At 63.7% G+C, this 14,171-nt stretch carries 14 protein-coding genes; 1 reads left to right on the forward strand and 13 read right to left on the reverse strand.

Annotated features, from left to right (window positions below; all coding sequences use genetic code 11):
* Positions 1-32: 32 nt before the first annotated feature.
* The 10 genes from H6F58_RS08040 to H6F58_RS08085 form a co-directional block, all read right to left on the reverse strand.
* The gene (locus H6F58_RS08040) at positions 33-521 is read right to left on the reverse strand and encodes a shikimate kinase (RefSeq protein WP_060701666.1); all 489 of its coding nucleotides are present in this window, start codon (positions 519-521) and stop codon (positions 33-35) included.
* A 13-nt stretch (positions 522-534) separates the two neighbouring features.
* Entirely contained in the window at positions 535-1,734 is a 1,200-nt protein-coding gene (gene aroC, locus H6F58_RS08045; protein WP_195181535.1) for a chorismate synthase, read from the reverse strand.
* A 29-nt stretch (positions 1,735-1,763) separates the two neighbouring features.
* Complete coding sequence (locus H6F58_RS08050) at positions 1,764-2,606, reverse strand: shikimate dehydrogenase (RefSeq protein WP_171918638.1); 843 nt, start codon at positions 2,604-2,606, stop codon at positions 1,764-1,766.
* Positions 2,607-2,635: 29 nt separating this feature from the next.
* Positions 2,636-4,033: an endolytic transglycosylase MltG gene (gene mltG, locus H6F58_RS08055; RefSeq protein WP_195181536.1), complete on the reverse strand. Its 1,398-nt coding sequence runs from the start codon at positions 4,031-4,033 to the stop codon at positions 2,636-2,638.
* A 50-nt stretch (positions 4,034-4,083) separates the two neighbouring features.
* Positions 4,084-4,557, reverse strand: a complete 474-nt coding sequence (gene ruvX / locus H6F58_RS08060) for a Holliday junction resolvase RuvX (protein ID WP_060701670.1) — start codon at positions 4,555-4,557, stop codon at positions 4,084-4,086.
* Complete coding sequence (gene alaS, locus H6F58_RS08065) at positions 4,550-7,240, reverse strand: alanine--tRNA ligase (protein ID WP_171918640.1); 2,691 nt, start codon at positions 7,238-7,240, stop codon at positions 4,550-4,552. The genes ruvX and alaS overlap by 8 nt, the downstream gene beginning before the upstream one ends.
* Before the next feature lie 19 nt (positions 7,241-7,259).
* Entirely contained in the window at positions 7,260-7,469 is a 210-nt protein-coding gene (locus tag H6F58_RS08070) for a hypothetical protein (RefSeq protein WP_060701672.1), read from the reverse strand.
* Between the two features lie 77 nt (positions 7,470-7,546).
* The gene (locus tag H6F58_RS08075) at positions 7,547-7,918 is read right to left on the reverse strand and encodes a DUF948 domain-containing protein (protein WP_060701673.1); all 372 of its coding nucleotides are present in this window, start codon (positions 7,916-7,918) and stop codon (positions 7,547-7,549) included.
* Positions 7,919-8,042: 124 nt separating this feature from the next.
* The gene (gene rpsD, locus H6F58_RS08080; protein ID WP_060701674.1) at positions 8,043-8,666 is read right to left on the reverse strand and encodes a 30S ribosomal protein S4; all 624 of its coding nucleotides are present in this window, start codon (positions 8,664-8,666) and stop codon (positions 8,043-8,045) included.
* A 188-nt stretch (positions 8,667-8,854) separates the two neighbouring features.
* Positions 8,855-10,240: a replication-associated recombination protein A gene (locus tag H6F58_RS08085; RefSeq protein WP_244652479.1), complete on the reverse strand. Its 1,386-nt coding sequence runs from the start codon at positions 10,238-10,240 to the stop codon at positions 8,855-8,857.
* 104 nt (positions 10,241-10,344) lie between these two features.
* Here H6F58_RS08085 and dtd point away from each other — a divergent pair, with 104 nt between their 5' ends.
* Positions 10,345-10,782, forward strand: a complete 438-nt coding sequence (gene dtd / locus H6F58_RS08090) for a D-aminoacyl-tRNA deacylase (RefSeq protein ID WP_060701676.1) — start codon at positions 10,345-10,347, stop codon at positions 10,780-10,782.
* Here the strand turns inward: dtd and H6F58_RS08095 are convergent.
* The 3 genes from H6F58_RS08095 to aspS form a co-directional block, all read right to left on the reverse strand.
* Positions 10,779-11,108 carry a PadR family transcriptional regulator gene (locus H6F58_RS08095; RefSeq protein ID WP_171918642.1) on the reverse strand — a complete coding sequence of 110 codons (330 nt, stop codon included), beginning with the start codon at positions 11,106-11,108 and terminating at the stop codon, positions 10,779-10,781. The genes dtd and H6F58_RS08095 overlap by 4 nt on opposite strands.
* Entirely contained in the window at positions 11,101-12,219 is a 1,119-nt protein-coding gene (locus H6F58_RS08100) for a hypothetical protein (RefSeq protein WP_171918643.1), read from the reverse strand. The genes H6F58_RS08095 and H6F58_RS08100 overlap by 8 nt, the downstream gene beginning before the upstream one ends.
* A 148-nt stretch (positions 12,220-12,367) precedes the next feature.
* On the reverse strand, positions 12,368-14,167 hold the full coding sequence (aspS, locus tag H6F58_RS08105) for an aspartate--tRNA ligase (RefSeq protein ID WP_146275182.1): 1,800 nt from the start codon (positions 14,165-14,167) through the stop codon (positions 12,368-12,370).
* Positions 14,168-14,171 lie beyond the last annotated feature (4 nt).

Genomic DNA, 14,171 nt, shown 5'->3' on the forward strand with positions numbered 1-14,171 from the left:
GATTGTCGAGAACTGGCATCTCGTGGCGCTAATCACAGCTGGTCGAGTTGCGGCAAAATCTCTTCGACAATTTGTAGAACAGACTTTCCGTCAACCACAACGTGCACGTCAGCCAGCATTTCGTAAATTGGACGGCGCTTTTCGTAGACCGAAGCCCAGACGGTGAGTGCTTCGTCACCTGCCAGCAATGGCCGATTGGAGTCCGCCTTGATCCGCTCGGCCGCTGCCTGCATGCCCAGCTCCAGGTAGATGACGGTGCCGCGGGAAAGCAGCTGCTGGTTCTCCTCGCGGAGCACCGCTCCGCCACCGGTGGCGACGACCCCGGTGAGCAGGCGCGCCAGGGCCTGGACTTCCAGGTCGCGGAAATGCGCTTCGCCATGTTCGGCAAAAATTTGCGGAATCGTGCCGTGATGGGCCACGACCGTCGCGTCGGAATCGGCAAAACTGGTTGATAAGGCCGTGGCCAGTGACCTGCCCACGGTGGACTTGCCACTGGCCATCGGACCAATGAGGTAAATCATTAACGAATGCTTCCTAGACGCCGGTCGATCCCAGGTTATCCGGGATGCTGGCCAGGTAGGAGTCGATATTGCGCTTGGTTTCCGCAACCGAGTCGCCGCCGAACTTCTCGAGCAGGGACTGGGCGAGCACCAGGGCAACCATGGCTTCGGCTACCACGCCGGCCGCCGGGACGGCACAGACATCTGAACGCTGGTGGTGCGCGGTGGTGTCTTCGCCGGTTGCGGTGTCGACGGTGCGCAGGGCGCGGGGAACGGTCGCGATCGGCTTCATGCCGGCGCGCACGCGCAGCACCTCGCCGATGCTCATGCCGCCCTCAATGCCGCCGGCGCGATTGGAATTGCGCTTGATGCTGCCGTCTTCGGCGTGCACGATCTCATCGTGGGCGGCCGAACCGCGGCGCGCCGCGGTTTCAAAACCGTCGCCTACTTCCACGCCCTTGATGGCCTGGATGCCCATCAATGCGGCGGCCAGGCGTGCGTCCAGGCGGCGGTCCCAGTGCACGTAGGATCCAATGCCGGGAGGCAGGTTGTAGGCCAAGACCTCGACCACGCCACCGAGGGTCTCCCCCGCCTTGTGCGCGTCGTCGACCTCGGCCACCATGGCCTGGCTGGTTGCCTGGTCGAAGCAGCGCAGCGGATCGGCATCGAGCGCTTCAATATCCGCAGCGGTCGGCAGCGGGGCATCAGCCGGAGCCGAAACAGCGCCAACGGCGGTGGTGTGCGACACCAATTCGATGCCAAGGTCTTTTAGGAAGCGGGAGGCTACCGCGCCCAGGGCCACGCGGGCCGCGGTTTCGCGGGCGCTGGCTCGTTCCAGGATCGGGCGGGCGTCGTCGAAACCGTATTTCTGCATGCCGGTGAAGTCGGCGTGGCCCGGACGCGGACGGGTCAATGGCGCATTGCGCGCCAGCGAAGCCAGCTCGTCGAGGTCCACTGGATCCGCGCTCATGACGCGTTCCCACTTGGGCCATTCGGTGTTCCCGATTTCGATGGCCACCGGACCGCCCTGGGTCTTGCCGTGGCGCACGCCGCCAAGGAAAGTGACCTGGTCCTTTTCAAACTTCATCCGCGCACCGCGGCCGTAGCCGAGGCGGCGACGCGCTAATGCTTCGCGTACAACTTCGCTATCCACCGATACTCCGGCAGGTAGCCCTTCAAGAATTCCAACAAGTGCCGGGCCATGCGATTCGCCCGCGGTCAACCAACGCAACATGTCCTCTATTTTGCCATGACCTGAAGCAATTACTGGTGTCGGGCCAGTCCCAGGGAGTCATACATCGCATTTGTGACGTCAACACGCCGCTCTTCGTCCCAGGCTGCACCGGCAAACAGGCGCACCTGTTCCACTGCCTGGTGCACCAGCATGTGAAGCCCGGAAATGACCTGGCCTTGCCATGAGGCTGCCAGCTTGGAGGGCCATGGATCGTAGGCCACATCGAGCAGGATCCCGGTGCCGGAACCGATCGCAGGCACCCATTCATCGCCCGCGTGCGGCGGCAGCGTGCTGAAAACCAGGGGCATCAGGCGCAGCTGATCGGACATCTCGCGGGTGATGCCGGAAATTTCGTGGACGACCGGGTGCAGGCCCAGTTCCTTGGCCAGGTCCACGGCGCGCTGGGAGCGCTGAACGGAGCGAACGACCAGGGTGACATGCTCGACGCCGAGCTCGGCACAGGCCTGAAGGGCCGCTAGCGAGGTATTGCCCGACCCCAGGATCAGGGCCTGATCGGCGGCGGTCATCGAGAAATCGGCCAGGGCCTGGACCAGGCCGTCGATGTCGGTGTTTTCCCCGAACAGCGTTCCGTCTTCGCGCACCACAATGGTGTTCAGGGCGCCAAGTTGCCGCACGCGGGCAGAAACCTCGTCCATGAGCGGCACAAAGGCATCCTTCAGCGGCATGGTCACCGACGACCCGGCCCAATCCCCCGAGCGCAGGCGTGCAACGTGTTCGGCGCACTGTTCGGGCACGAGGTCGATGGCCTCATAATTCAGCGGCGCGCCCAGCAGCTGGTAGGCGGTGCGGTGCAGCACCGGTGACTTGGAGTGGCCGACCGGGTGGCCCAGTACGGCAGCCTGCTTTATCAATTCACATACTTTCTGCGTTGCTGCTGCGCTTAGCAGACATCCGAATTCTGTTGGCACCATGCCCGGAATTCAGCCTGGTTGCGCTGATGTTCGGCGTAGCTGGAAGCGAACTTGGTTTCGCCCGTTTCAATGTTCACGGTCACCCAGTAGTAGTAGCCGTTGGACTGCGGGTTGGCCGCAGCCTTGATCGCCGAGGTGGCTGGTGAGCCGATCGGCGTCGGGGTCAAGCCCTTATGCACATAGGTGTTGTACTTGTTGCCGGCGTCCTTGCGCTCGGCCTGGCTGAACTGCAGGCTGTAGCGGTCCAAGCCGTAGATCACCGTGGAATCCACCTGGAGCAAGCCATGGGTTTCCTTGTTGGCAGGATTCAGCCGGTTCTCGATGGCTCCGGCCACGGTGGCATAGTCCTTCTCGCGGGCCTCTGCCTGCAGGATGGAGGCTACCTTCAGGGTGCGGTAGCCCTTCTCGAGGTCGGTGATGCCGGCGTCCTTGAGGGTGTTCTTGGTGGACCTGACCATCTTGGCCAGCACGTCCTTGGGGGTGCTGTCCAGGGCGAAACGGTATTCGCCCGGGTGCAGCCAGCCCTCGAGGTTCGGCACGGAGGAAGGAAGCCCGAACTTTTCCGGTTGGCCGGCCAGTTTTTCCAGGTCGGCAAGCTTGAGCCCGGAGCCCTTGGCGATCTCCTCCAGCGCCGCGTTCAGGCGCAAGTTCGCCTTGAGCCCGATGTAGAACACCTTGCCAGGGCGATTATCGACCAGGATTTCAGCAGCATCGGCTGCCGGCATCTGGGATTTGAGCTGGTAGGTTCCCGGGTGGACGACCTTATTGGCGCGTTCGGAGTTCTCCACGGCCTTGATCAGCAGCTTGTCGTTGGAAATGACGTCCAGGTCCTCGAGCTTGCGCGAGATTGCGCCCAGGCCCCAGCCGTCTTCCACGGTGAATTCGACCGTGGCGCCGCCCGGGCCGGGATAGTCATCCGGGTTGAACTGCTTGACCAAGGACTTGACGAAATAGAAGGAGCCGGCGACAACCAGGGCAAAAATCACCACGGTGGCCAGCATCACCAGGTTGCGCTTCCGGCGGGTTTTCTTGCGCCGCAGCTTCTTGGAGGCTTCGTCATCCTGGTCGAGCAGCCCATTGCGGTGGAGCGCGTCTTGCTGTTCGATGACCGGAGTCTGCGCGGTATGCGCCGCGGCCAGGGTGGGCAGGAACCGGGTATGGGTTTGCTGCCCATCCTGGTCATCGGCGGTTGCCAAGGCGGCATCCGGTGCCGCCTCGCCATCAGAGGAAGCTCCGAGATAGTGGTCCAGCCCGGTCAGCTCAGGAGTGGAAGGTTCAGCGATGGGAAGCCCTTGGCCTGCCGCGAAGCTCTCGTACAGGGCACGAAGAGTTTCGCGTTGCCGTTCTTGACGGGCTTCTTCTCGCATCAACTCTCATTTCTCGGTATGGCTTCGAACTGGGCCGCGACGTGCGGGATCTATTTCATGACGATCCGGCTGGCCTGGACACGGACGTTGTTCCGGCGCATTTCCAGCACTTGCTGCAGGATCTCGGTGGCAGCGACCTGGTCGACAACCTTTCGATGATCCTCCATCTTACGGCCTGAGGCGTGCAACGCGCGATGGGCGTTGACGGTGCTCAACCGCTCGTCGACCAGGAAAACCGCAAGCTCGATATTGGAGCTATCGGCTAGTTCGGCCAAGGCAATAGCGTAGTCACGGGCCATTTTGGTGGACTCGGTATCATTGCCGGCCAAGGATTTCGGCTCGCCGATGAATACTTCGCCCACATTCCGGTCCGTGATGATGCGCAGCAGCATCCGGCGGTCAGAATTCTTCTTCGCATCCCGGCGCAGGGTCATGACCGGCGTGGCCAGGATCCCCGAGGGATCTGAGATGGCGACGCCGACGCGGGCCAGGCCCACGTCGACGCCGAGTGCCACCTTAGCCATTGGCCAAAGCCGCCCGAATGGCATCCAGCGCTTCGTCGATCTTTGAAGCGTCCTGGCCGCCGCCCTGGGCCATATCGTCCTTGCCTCCGCCGCCGCCGCCGAGCACGCCGGTGGCGGTGCGCACCAGCGCTCCGGCCTTGAAGCCGTTGGCGCGGGCGTCATCGTTGGTGACGGTCAGGACCAGCGGTCGGCCGTTGGCCACGCCGATCAGCACAATGACTGCTGCTTCGGTGCCAAGCTTGCCGCGCAGATCCAGCGCCATGGTGCGCAGGGCATCCGCGGAGTCGATGGTCCCTGCGTTGTGGGCCAGCAGGCGGGTCGAGCCGATGGTCACCACCTTTTCCAGCAGGGCCGCGGACTGGGCGAGCATGGCCTGGCTCTTGAGCTCGGCGATCTGCTTCTCGGCGGCCTTGAGCTTGGCAACGGTGTCGTTGACGCGCTCGGACACCTGGCTGGAAGGCACGCGGAACAGGCCCGAGAGCTCGGAAACCAGGGCACGCTCGGCAGCGCCGTGGCGGAAGGCCTCCATGCCGACCAGGGCTTCGACGCGGCGGTTGCCCGAACCGACTGAGGCCTCGGAGAGCAGCGTCAACTGGCCGATGCGGGCGGTGGTGTCCACGTGGGTGCCACCGCACAGCTCGCGCGACCAGGCGCCGTTCATTTCCACCACGCGCACGTCGTTGGAGTACTTCTCGCCGAACAGGCTCATCGCGCCGAGCTTCTTGGCCTCGGACAGGGCCATCTCGTTGGTGACGACCTGGTAGTTCGAGGCGATGGCCAGGTTGACTGCCTCTTCGACTTCGCTGCGAGCCGCAGCGGAGAGGGCCTCGGCCCAGGAGAAGTCGAAGCGCAGGTAGCCGGCCTTGTTGAAGGACCCGGCCTGGGTGGCCGTTGGGCCAAGCAGCTCGCGCAGCGCGGCGTGCACCAGGTGGGTGGCCGAGTGGGCCTGCTCCCCCGAACGGCGGCGCACGGCGTCGACCTGGGTGCGCACCAATGCCTCGGCAGGAAGCTCGCCCTCGCGCACGATCACCTTGTGCACGTTCAGGCCCTTGACCGGGGCCTGCACGTCGGTGACCTCCAGCACGAAGCCGTCGCCGGTGATCAGGCCGCTGTCGCCAGCCTGGCCGCCGGATTCGGCATAGAAGGGGGTCTCATTGAGCACCAGGTCGATTTCCTGGCCCTGCTCCGCGTATGGAACCACTTGGCCGTCGCGGATGATGCCGCGGATGGTCGACTCGCCTTCCAGGGTGTCGTAGCCGGTGAAGTGCACGCTGCCGGCGTCGGCCAGCTTGTTGTACACCGACAGGTCTGCGTGGCCGGCCTTCTTGGCCTTGGCGTCCTTCTGCGCACGGGTGCGCTGCTCGTTCATCAGCTCGCGGAAGCGCGGCTCGTCCACGGACAGGCCAGCCTCGGCTGCGATTTCCAAGGTGAGGTCGATCGGGAAGCCATAGGTGTCGTGCAGGGTGAAGGCGTCGTCTCCGGAGAGGTTGGCTCCTTCTTCCTTGGCGTGGTTCAGCGCCTCGTCAAGGCGGGTGGTGCCCGAAGCGATGGTGCGGCGGAAGGCGCGCTCCTCGGCGTAGGCGATGCGGGCGATGCGCTCGAAGTCGGCTTCGACCTCTGGGTAGACGCCCTTCATGGCGTCGCGGGTGACGGGAAGCAGCTGCGGGAGCACTTCGCTGTCCACGCCCATCAGGCGCATGGCGCGCACAGCGCGGCGGATCAGCCGGCGCAGCACGTAGCCGCGGCCCTCGTTGCCCGGGGTGACCTGGTCGGAGATCAGCATCAGCGAGGAGCGGATGTGGTCGGCGATCATGCGCAGGCGCACGTCATTGGCATGGTTGGGGTCCGCTGGATCCTCGGTGGAGGTGTAGGCGACGCCGGCAAGCTCGGCGGCCTTGTCGAGCACCGGACGGACCTGGTCGGTCTCGTACATGTTCTCGACGCCCTGCAGGATCATGGCCAGGCGCTCAAGGCCCAGGCCGGTGTCGATATTGCGCTTGGGCAGTTCGCCGGCGACGTCGAAGTCGGTCTTGGAGCGCACCGCGGAGAGGCGGTACTGCATGAACACGAGGTTCCAGATCTCGATGTAGCGGGTCTCGTCGACCGCCGGGCCGCCTTCTTGGCCGTACTGGGCACCGCGGTCGTAGTAGATCTCCGAGCAAGGACCGCCGGGGCCGGGCTGGCCGGTGTTCCAGTAGTTGTCTTCCTTGCCGGTGCCGACCACGCGCTCGGTCGGGATGCCGATCTCTTCTTCCCAGATGCGGCGGGCTTCAAGGTCCTTCTCGTCGCCGTCTTCGTAGACGGTGACCCAGAGGCGTTCCTTGTCCAGGCCGTAGCCTCCGGCTTCCACCGGGCTGGTCAGCAGCTCCCAGGCGAAGTGGATGGCATCCTTCTTGAAGTAATCGCCGAAGGAGAAGTTGCCGCACATCTGGAAGAAGGTGCCGTGGCGCACGGTCTTGCCGACTTCTTCGATGTCGCCGGTGCGGATGCACTTCTGCACCGAGGTCGCACGAGTGTAGGGGGCTTCTTCGCGGGCGGTCAGGTACGGGATGAAGGGAACCATGCCGGCTACAGTGAACAACAGCGATGGGTCCGATGAGACCAGCGAGGCGCTGGGCACCGCCGTGTGGCCCTTAGAGACGAAAAAGTCGACCCACCGACGGGCAATTTCCTGCGTTTTCATCGTGTTACGGATGATCCCTTCACTTAGCGGCGTCCACGCCCAAGGCGGAACGTAATTCTTCTTCTCTGGCGGTCATTCCCTGATGGAAGGCTTCCAGATATTCGGCAACACGGTCGGCGTACTTGCCGACCTGGCGATTGAGCGCTGCACCGGATTTAACGTCAGCGTATTTCCTGGTAGCGAGCACTCCAACGCCCACTCCAATAGAAACCCACAAGAACTTTTTCATTCTAGTCTCCTTGGCGGCCTTCGATGGGCCGTCCGTCGTTCAGCGCGCCGATACGTGTTCGATCGAACAGCTCTGGCTTAGCGGCTGCGGCGTGCTTTGCCGCTTGGCTTGGTGTTCATCGCGGCTTTCACGCCTTCGGTGAACGCGGCCGCCTTGATCAGCGGCTTGCCGACAGTGGCTGCGATCAGCGAGGACAGTGCGGAAACATTGGCGGTGGCATCAGAAACGTTGTTGGTGATCGTATCGACCTTCTTGAGCTGGTCGTTGGTGGTCGCCACGGTGTTGGCGACTTCACCGATCAACGGGGTGGTGCCATCGGCAACGTCCCTGATCGATTTGCGCAGCTCGTCGAATACCTTGCCCAACTTGATGATCGGCACGGCCAGCAGCACTACTAGTACAACAAATGCGCCGGCGGCGATGAGCCCTGCAATATCCGAACCCGACATGTGCTTCCTCTTCTGCTTGGGTTTTTGGTGCCAGTCCACCTTATCGAAGTCAGAGCCAAGATAGGTAGTTAAGCGACAAGCCCGCAACCGTTGGACGGTTGCGGGCTTGGAACTAGCGCACGGTTTAGCGTGCGTAGTACTCGACCACGAGGTTCTCTTCGCAGGTCACTGGGATCTCTGCACGCTCAGGAGCGCGCAGGTAGGTAGCCTGAAGGGCTTCCAGCTTTACGTCCAGGTAAGCAGGAACAGCTGGCAGCACCTTAGCGTGCTCACCTGCTGCAGCCATCTGGAATGGAACCATCTTCTCGCTCTTCTCGTGTACGTGGATCAGCTGACCCGGCTGTACCTTGAAGGATGGGCGGTCTACACGCTGGCCGTTGACCAGGATGTGGCGGTGCACGACCAGCTGGCGAGCCTGCTGGATGGTGCGGGCGAAGCCTGCACGCAGAACCAGGGCGTCCAAGCGGGACTCGAGCAGTGCCAGCAGGTTGTCACCGGTCTGGCCGCCGAGGCGCTTTGCTTCCTTGAAAGCGTTCAGCATCTGAACTTCGCGGATGCCGTACTGGGCACGCAAACGCTGCTTTTCGCGCAGACGCACTGCGTAGTCGCTGTCCTGCTTCTTACGGGCGCGGCCGTGCTGGCCTGGACCGTATGGACGGCGCTCCATGTACTTTTCAGCTTTAGGGGTCAATGCAAGGCCGAGCGCACGCGAAAGGCGTACGGTGCGGCGGGCACGGGCGTTAGCCATTGATGTGTCCTTTTCGTTCAGCGACGGTATCTACTGGCCTCCAGGATGGAGAGTGTGTGGGCGTCGCGTCCCTGCTACACTGCAACCTTGCTCCGCAGGCCGATCACTCGGAATCCGGGCAGGGCTTGCCAGCCAAAGATCAAGTCTACACGAAAGGGATCAGCCTCGGGCTGAGGCATAGCGCACAATCAGCGCTTGCGCTTGCCGCGTACCGGGTCCTTGCCGCGGATGATCTCGCGAAGCCGTGCCAGGCGCGTTCCGATGGTCTTCTCGGCACCGTTGATGGTCGGCGTGTAGTAATTGGTGCCGACCAGATCGTCGGGCAGGTATTGCTGGGTGGCGATCGAATGCGGCGCGTCGTGGGCGTAGATGTAGCCCACCCCGTGGCCCAATTGCTTGGCTCCTGGATAGTGCGCGTCGCGCAGGTGGTCCGGAACCAGCGAGCCCTTGCCTTCGGAAACGTCGGCCAAGGCAGCGTTGATCGCGTTGTACGACGCATTGGATTTTGGCGCGGTCGCCAGATGCACGGTGGCTTGGCCCAGCATGATCCGCGCTTCGGGCATGCCGGTGAGCTGCACCGATTGGGCTGCGGCCACGGCCAGGGGCAGGGCGGTGGGATCGGCCATGCCGATATCCTCGCTGGCCGAGATCATCAGGCGGCGGGCGATGAAACGCGGGTCCTCCCCCGCAGAGAGCATGCGCGCGAGGTAGTGCAAGGCGGCGTCCACGTCGGAGCCCCGGATGGATTTGATGAAGGCCGAGATGATGTCGTAGTGCTGATCGCCGTCCTTGTCATAGCGCTGCACGGCCTGGTCCATGGCCAGCTGGACATGGTCGGCGGTGATTTGCACCGGCGGATCCACTTCGGCGCCGGCGGCATTCCATGCGACGGCCCCGGCTGCCTCGAGCACGGTCAGCGAGCGGCGGGCATCGCCCTGGGCCAAGCGGACGATGGCGTCGCGCTGCTCGTCATCCAGCTGGACCTGCCCGTTGAATCCGCGCTCGTCTTCGATGGCGCGTTCCAGCAGGGCCGCGAGGTCTCCATCGGTCAGCGGGCGCAGGGTCAGCAGCAGGGAGCGCGAGAGCAGCGGGGAAATCACCGAGAAGGACGGATTTTCGGTAGTGGCGGCGACCAGCACAACCACCCGGTTTTCGACTCCGGGAAGCAGTGCATCCTGTTGGGCCTTGTTGAAGCGGTGGATCTCGTCGAGGAACAGGACCGTGGTCATCCCGCGCAGGTCGCGGTCGTCCTTGGCCTGCTCGATGACCCGGCGCACATCCTTGACGCCTGCGGTGATGGCCGAGAGCTCGACAAATTTCCGGTTGGTGGCCCGTGCAATGACGTGGGCGATGGTGGTCTTGCCGATGCCCGGCGGGCCGTAGAGGATCACGCTGGCCGGCCCGGCCAGGCCTGTTTCAGGATTCTCGGCCAGTTGCCGCAGCGGCGAGCCCGGACCGAGCAGGTGCTGCTGCCCGACCAGTTCCTCGAGCGAGCGCGGGCGCATCCGTACCGCCAGTGGCGGGCGGGGCCGGTTGACTTGGGCCTCGCGCGCGTCCTGCGGATCATCGGTCAGGGAATCGAACAAATCGCTCACCGTCCAAGCCTACCGATATTCTGGTGTCAATGCGGTACCGGCCCTTCGCCCGCCGCTTATTGCCTATTGAGAGGATTTTCTGCATGCGCGCCGTCGTCCAGGTCGCCAGCACCGCCCGCGTTGAAGTTGAAGGGGAAATTGTCGGGCAGCTCGACTCCCCCGGCTTGGTGATCCTGCTGGGCGTGACCCATGACGACGACCAGGCCATAGCGCGCAAGGTCGCCGAGAAGATCTGGCAGCTGCGCATCATGGAGGATGAAACCTCGGCGGCCGGCAACCAGGCCCCGCTGCTGGTGATCAGCCAGTTCACCCTCTATGGCTCGGTGCGCAAGGGCCGGCGCCCTTCTTGGTCCAATGCCGCGCCCGGCCCGGTCAGCGAGCCGCTCTACGAATACTTCGTGCAGTACCTGCGTGAACTCGGATCGCACGTTGAGACCGGGCGGTTCGGGGCAATGATGGATGTGTCGCTGACCAATACCGGCCCGTTCACAATGATCGTCGATTCGGCGGACCTGGCCTAGCTGCCGGCGGACTTCACCAGCTGCGCGAGCATCTCGAAGCTTGCGCGCTGCGCATTCAGCTCGGTTTGGCCGGTGGCGGAGAGCTCGTAGACTTTCCGCCCGGGCCCGCCCTGGCCTTCTTCCCATCGGGTTTCCACGAAGCCCGAGGCTTCCAGCTTTGCCAGCGCGGGATAGAGCGTTGCGCCCTTGATCGGTCCGAAACCTCGTTCTTGCAGGGTTTTGGACAGGGCGTAGCCGTGGGCTTGCCCGGACGACAATTCAGCCAGCAGCAGCATCGGGAGCATGGCGCGCTGCCAGCTGCCGGGAAACGGCGAGTCCTTACTCATCGCGCCCTTCTTCCAGGCCGCGGGCATGGGCACGCCTTTGGGCTAGCTTGGATTCCACGTATTCTGCGCGGTTCGCGGGGCGCAATTCGTAAAGGGAAACCGCCGCAAAAACCGCAACGCATACGGCGAAGAAGATGTCCCATCCGCTGCGGTCCGGGGCAAGCGCCTCCGGCAGCAGGCTTGTGCCGTACAAGAATACGAGTGCCAATGGCAGCAACCGGAGCATGAGCCATCGTCGCCGCAACGCCGTGGCGGTGTTGACTCCCAGTCCGATGGCGAATTCGTTTGGGGTGCCGAATTCCTCAACTATCGATGCTTCGCCTTCTGCCCTGCACATGTTCGACCAGTGCTCGCGGGCTGGCGCCAAGACGGATGCCGCCTCTCTAGCTCGCATTCCATAGCGTCCGCGCAGCAGGCGCGTGGATTCGGCAAACCATGCTTCGGGATCAGTAAAAGCTGTGGCGTCGTTGCGCGTTGCTCCAGGCTCATCCTTGAATGGCAGCCAAAACGCGCCGATGGCCAGGGCTATCCCGAGGATCGGTGCTAGCCAGTTGGGCATTGGCAGGGCTTGTTCATCGCCTAGTGTGGCGATGAGTGCGGCAGCTGCGATGGATACCGCTATTCCGGCCACCCCTAGCGCCCAAGATCGCGCGAATTTGCCTTTCACGCGGTAGAACCACCATAGGTGCCCGGATAAGGCGATTCCCGTGCCTGCGCACAAGGCCGCTAGCTGCCAATAGTGCCACGAGTTCGCAGTCCATCCGTCACGGAATCCGACCCAAGTGCCAAAACCGGTGCATAGCAGGCCAACACCAATTCCGAGACCAACGAGCAGCAGCACGCTGCTGTTGACCGGCATCTCCGAGTCCGCCAGCTGTTGCGGCGTCAACCGCGAGTACGCCCGGGCTTCGCCGTATTCGAGGGGGGCGCCAAAAAGATCCTCTGCAGCTTCGCCGCTATCCCGGATGGTGGCCAAAGCATTTTCCAGCTCCTGGACGCTCTGCGAATCATCCAAGTCATGGAGCAGCATGGCAAGCCTGAAGTCCTGCGCCCAACTGCGGTCGCGCGCCGGGTATTGCTGGACGATGTGCTGAGGTTCTGCCGAGGCCAAGAAGTCTCCTTGGAGTGAAATAACTAGTGTGAAAACTAACCTAGTATTAAAATCAGCATTAATCCACGCTGTGGCCTATTTTGAGGCAAAAAGAAGCCGGATGGAACGCACTTGCGCGTTCCATCCGGCTTCTTATAGCTGCGTAAGCCTACTTGGCTTCAGCCTTGGCTTCGGTCTCTTCGGCCTTCTTCTTCTCAGGCTTGAAGTCGATGCCGGCTTCCTTGCGCTGCTGCGGGGTGATCGGTGCAGGAGCAGCGGTCAGCGGGTCGAAACCGCCACCGGTCTTCGGGAAGGCGATGACGTCGCGGATGGACTCCGAGTTGGTCAGCAGCTGCAGCACGCGGTCCCAGCCCAGGGCGATGCCGCCATGCGGCGGGGCGCCGTACTTGAAGCCCTCGAGCAGGAAGCCGAACTGGGTGTCGGCCTGCTCCTGGGTCACGCCCATGAGCTTGAAGACGCGCTCTTGCACATCGCGCTGGTGGATACGGATCGAACCGCCGCCGATTTCGTTGCCGTTGCACACGATGTCGTAGGCGTAGGACAGCGCCGAGGCGGGGTCGGTGTCGAAGGTGTCCATGAACTCCGGCTTGGGGCTGGTGAACGCGTGGTGCACGGCGGTCCAGGCGCCGGCGCCCACGGCCACGTCGCCCGAGGCCACGGCATCCGAAGCGGCTTCGAACATCGGTGCGTCGACGATCCAGACGAAGGCCCAGTCGCCTTCCTTGATCAGGCCGGTGCGGTGGCCGATCTCGACACGGACCGAGCCGAGCAGGGCGCGGGATTCGTTCTTCTTGCCCGCGGAGAAGAAGATGCAGTCGCCGGCAGAGGCGCCGGTGGCAGCGGCCAGTCCGGCCTTCTCTTCATCCGAGAGGTTCTTGGCCACTGGGCCAGCCAGCTCGCCATCTTCCTTGATCAATACGTAGGCAAGGCCCTTGGCACCGCGCTGCTTGGCGAATTCCTGCCAGGCATCCAGGGTGCGGCGCGGCTGCGAGGCGCCGCCAGGCATGACCACGGCACCGACGTACTCGGACTGGAAGACCTTGAAGGAGGTGTTCGCGAAGTACTCGGTCATTTCGGTCAGTTCCAGGCCGAAGCGCAGGTCCGGCTTGTCCGAACCGTACTTGGCCATGGCCTCCGAGTACGCCATGCGGCGGATCGGGGTCGGGACCTGCACGTCGATCAGGTTCCACAGCTCGGTGACCAGCTTCTCGCCGAGCTCGATGATGTCATCTTCCTCGACGAACGAGGCCTCGATGTCCAGCTGGGTGAACTCCGGCTGGCGGTCCGCGCGGAAGTCCTCATCGCGGTAGCAGCGGGCGATCTGGTAGTACTTCTCGAAGCCGCCGACCTGCAGCAGCTGCTTGAACAGCTGCGGGGACTGCGGCAGCGCGTACCAGCTGCCCGGGGTCAGGCGGGCCGGCACGACGAAGTCGCGGGCGCCTTCCGGGGTGGAACGGGTCAGCGTCGGGGTCTCGATCTCGATGTAGCCCGCATCGTGCAGCAGGTTGCGTGCTACGCGGTTGGCCTCGGAGCGCAGGCGGATGTTGCGGGCCGGGGTCGGGCGGCGCAGGTCCAGGTAGCGGTGGCGCAGGCGCGCCTCTTCGCCGACCTCGACATGCTCGTCAACCTGGAAAGGCAGCGGGGCGGCGGTGTTCAGCACGGTCACGGTGTCTGCGATGACCTCGATCTGCCCGGTAGGCAGGTTCGGGTTCTCGTTGCCTTCCGGGCGGCGCTCCACGGTGCCGGCGATCTGCAGCACGAACTCATTGCGCAGCGGGTGGAAGTCCTCTTCATCGCGCACGACAACCTGGGCTACGCCCGAGGCATCGCGCAAATCCAGGAAGGCGACACCGCCGTGGTCACGGCGACGCGCGACCCAGCCGGTGAGGGTGACCTGCTGTCCAATGTGCTCGGCGTTCAATTCGCCCAGCTGATGAGTGCGTAGCACTACG

Origin of the sequence: Glutamicibacter sp. FBE19 (assembly GCF_015524875.1) — a bacterium.
Classification (GTDB): Bacteria; Actinomycetota; Actinomycetes; order Actinomycetales; family Micrococcaceae; genus Glutamicibacter; species Glutamicibacter halophytocola.